The organism is Rubrivivax benzoatilyticus JA2 = ATCC BAA-35 (assembly GCF_000190375.1).
Lineage (GTDB): Bacteria > Pseudomonadota > Gammaproteobacteria > Burkholderiales > Burkholderiaceae_C > Rubrivivax > Rubrivivax benzoatilyticus.
On sequence record NZ_AEWG01000118.1, the window covers coordinates 1 to 2928 of the forward strand.

The following is a 2928-nucleotide window of genomic DNA, read 5'->3' on the forward strand; positions in this document are numbered from 1 at the left end:
CGGACGCGCTGCCGGCGCCGGGCGTGCCGCCGGTGCCGGGGCGGCCGCCGGCGCGCGGCGCTCGCTCTCGTTGCCGAGCCGGAACACCGCGACCGCCGACACCAGCTGGCGTGCCTGCGTGCGCAGGCTGTCGGCGGCGGCGGCGCTTTCCTCCACCAGCGCGGCGTTCTGCTGCGTCGCCTGGTCCATCTGCGCGACCGCGTCGCCCACCTGGCTGACGCCGTCGCGCTGCTCGGCGCTGGCGCTGCTGATCTCGCCGACGATGTCGGCCACGCGGCGGATCGACGCCAGCACGTCCTGCATCTTGGTGCCCGCCTGATGCACCAGCGTATTGCCGGCCTCCACGCGTTCGACGCTGGTGCCGATCAGGGTCTTGATCTCGCGTGCGGCTTCGGCGCTGCGCTGGGCCAGCGATCGCACCTCGCCGGCGACGACGGCGAAGCCGCGGCCCTGCTCGCCGGCACGGGCGGCCTCGACCGCGGCGTTGAGCGCCAGGATGTTGGTCTGGAACGCGATGCCGTCGATGGTGCCGATGATGTCGGCGATGCGGCGCGAGCTGTCGCTGATGCCGTTCATCGTCTCGACGACCTCGCCGACCATGCGGCCGCCGTCGGTGGCGACGGCGCTGGCCGCGGCGGCGAGCTGGTTGGCCTGCTCGGCGTTGTCGGCGTTCTGGCGCACGGTGGCGTTGAGCTGCTCCATCGACGCGGCGGTCTGCTGCAGCGCGCTGGCCTGCTGCTCGGTGCGCGCCGACAGGTCGGCGTTGCCGTGGGAGATCTGGTGGCTGGCGGTGGCCACGCTGTCGGCCGAGCCGCGCACCTCGGCGACGATCTTCGCCAGGTTGGCCTGCATGCCGGCCAGCGCGTGCAGCAGGCGCGCGGATTCGTCGCTGCCGCGGGCGTCGATGACGGTGTTCAGCTCGCCGGCGCCGATGGCCTCGGCGGCCGAGACGGCGCGCGAGATCGGCCGGGTGATGGAACGGCTCACCAGCGCGGCGAAGAACGCGCCGAGCAGCACCGCGAACAGCGCGCCTGCGGCCATGCCCCACTGGCTCAGCCGCGTCGCGGCGTCCAGCGCCTCGACCCTGCGGTCCAGCACGTGGTGCGAGTGGTCGGCCACGTCCTGCAGCCGTGCGAGATAGGCCGTGGCCAGCGGCTGCAGTTCGCGATCCACGGCCTCGGAGACGTCGGTGCCGGCCTCCTTGCGCTTGAAGAGGTCGCTGCGCACGTCCAGGTACTTCTGGCGCTCGGCGGCGATGCGCGCGATCAGCGCCTTGCCTTCGTCGTCGTCGGTCAGCTCGACGACCTTGTCGCGGATCGGAGCCGAGCTCCGGGAGCCCTCGAGCGCGTCGGCCTGCAGCCTGGCGGCATAGGCCGCGTCACTGGCCTTCAGCGCCGACGTGACCTGCAGGAGGTTGACCCGAACCAGCGCGGTCCACTGCTGCGTCATCTCGTTGCGCAGCATCTCGCGCTGGACCATCGACGCCGTCGCGTCGCGGTGCATCTGCAACTGCCAGACGGCCACGGCGGCGATGCCCACGGTGATCGCGAGCACGAGGGCGAACGCGAGGCCGAGGCGGGCGGCGATTCTCAGTTGGGTCATGTGCTGCCAGGTCGAGAAGAAACGGTGATGACCCTATTTCGGCAGGAAATCATCATTTGTGAGGACGAGATGCGCTGGTCTGTCGCCCGGGTCGGCGTTTGCCGTGGGTACTCCTTCACGCTCGAGACGAATTGAAACAAACGCTGCGGCGGGTTCTGATGCGGCGCAATGTTCGAAAGTTCGTGTGATATGTCGAATTCGGCGAATTTGATGATTGTCGAGTCAGCATCTGGCGCCGCCGCGCGCCGGGGGGCAGAGTTCTTCGGCTGTTGACGAGGCCATACAGGCTGCATCTGCGTTCCATTCACTTCACGTCGACATGCCCGGCGACACCCCGGCGTCGATGACGATGCTGTCGTGGGCCGAAGGCCCGTGGCGGCTGGCGCTCAGCGTCGCCAGCCGGGGCGGCAAACGCTACGTCGTGTCCCGTGCCTGCTCATGTTTCTGCTTCGAGCCGAGCAGGGTGGTGTGTCCTGTCGCTGGCGTGTTGTCGTGCTCTCTCGCACGCCATAGAATGCGAACAATTCTCAATAAGAAACTCGGCGACGACGGCGCGCAGCCGTCGTCCCGCGCCCTGTCTTGTCCACTGCCGACGTGCTGCAGCAGCAGCTCCAGCTCCTGTACCGCGACCATCACGGCTGGCTGCATGCCTGGCTGGCGCGCAAGCTCGGCTGTCCTCAGCACGCCGCCGACATCGCCCACGACACCTTCGTGCGGGTCATCGCCGCGCGCGACGCGCTGCTGGGCGTGCAGCAGCCGCGCGCCTGGCTGAGCACGACAGCGACGCGGCTCGTGATCGACGAGGCGCGCCGTCGCCGCCTCGAGCAGGCCTGGCTGGAAGAGCTGGCGCGTGCGGCCGACGGCGCCACCTATCCGTCACCCGAGCAGACGCTGGCCGCGGTCCAGGCGCTGGCGCAGCTCGAAGCGGTGCTCGAGACGGTGCCGGCCAAGGCGCGCAGCGCCTTCGTGCGCCACTACCTCGACGGCCAGACCCATGCGGTGGTCGCCGCCGAGCTCGGCGTGTCGACGAAGATGGTGCAGAAGTACCTGGCGCGGGTGCTGCTGCAGTGCCACGCGCTGCAGGCGGCGTGATGGGGCCGCGCGTCAAGCCGATACGACCGGCGGTGTGCCCGTGAGCTGTGCTGCAACGGGCGGCGACGATGCGGTTGCGGCCGCAGCAGCCGGCTGGATCGTGCGCCTGAGCGCCGACGACAGCGCTGAACGCGAGGCCGCACGTGCCGGTTTCGAGGCCTGGAAAGCGGCCGATCCGCGTCATGCGGCGGTGGCGGCGAGGCTGGAGGCGTTCGTCGACGGCACGCGCCGGCT

Annotated in this window: 3 protein-coding genes; 2 read left to right on the forward strand and 1 reads right to left on the reverse strand. The window is 70.3% G+C overall.

Features of this window, described 5'->3' with window-relative positions:
• The coding region (locus tag RBXJA2T_RS13590) for a methyl-accepting chemotaxis protein (RefSeq protein WP_009857969.1) at positions 1–1602 on the reverse strand (1602 nt) is incomplete at its 3' end.
• A 579-nt stretch (positions 1603–2181) separates the two neighbouring features.
• On the opposite strand from RBXJA2T_RS13590, the gene RBXJA2T_RS13595 reads away from it, so the two are divergent.
• Together RBXJA2T_RS13595 and RBXJA2T_RS20965 are read left to right on the forward strand one after the other, a co-directional pair.
• Entirely contained in the window at positions 2182–2694 is a 513-nt protein-coding gene (locus RBXJA2T_RS13595) for a sigma-70 family RNA polymerase sigma factor (RefSeq protein ID WP_029718475.1), read from the forward strand.
• The coding region (locus tag RBXJA2T_RS20965; RefSeq protein ID WP_138938880.1) for a DUF4880 domain-containing protein at positions 2597–2928 on the forward strand (332 nt) is incomplete at its 3' end. The genes RBXJA2T_RS13595 and RBXJA2T_RS20965, both read left to right, overlap by 98 nt.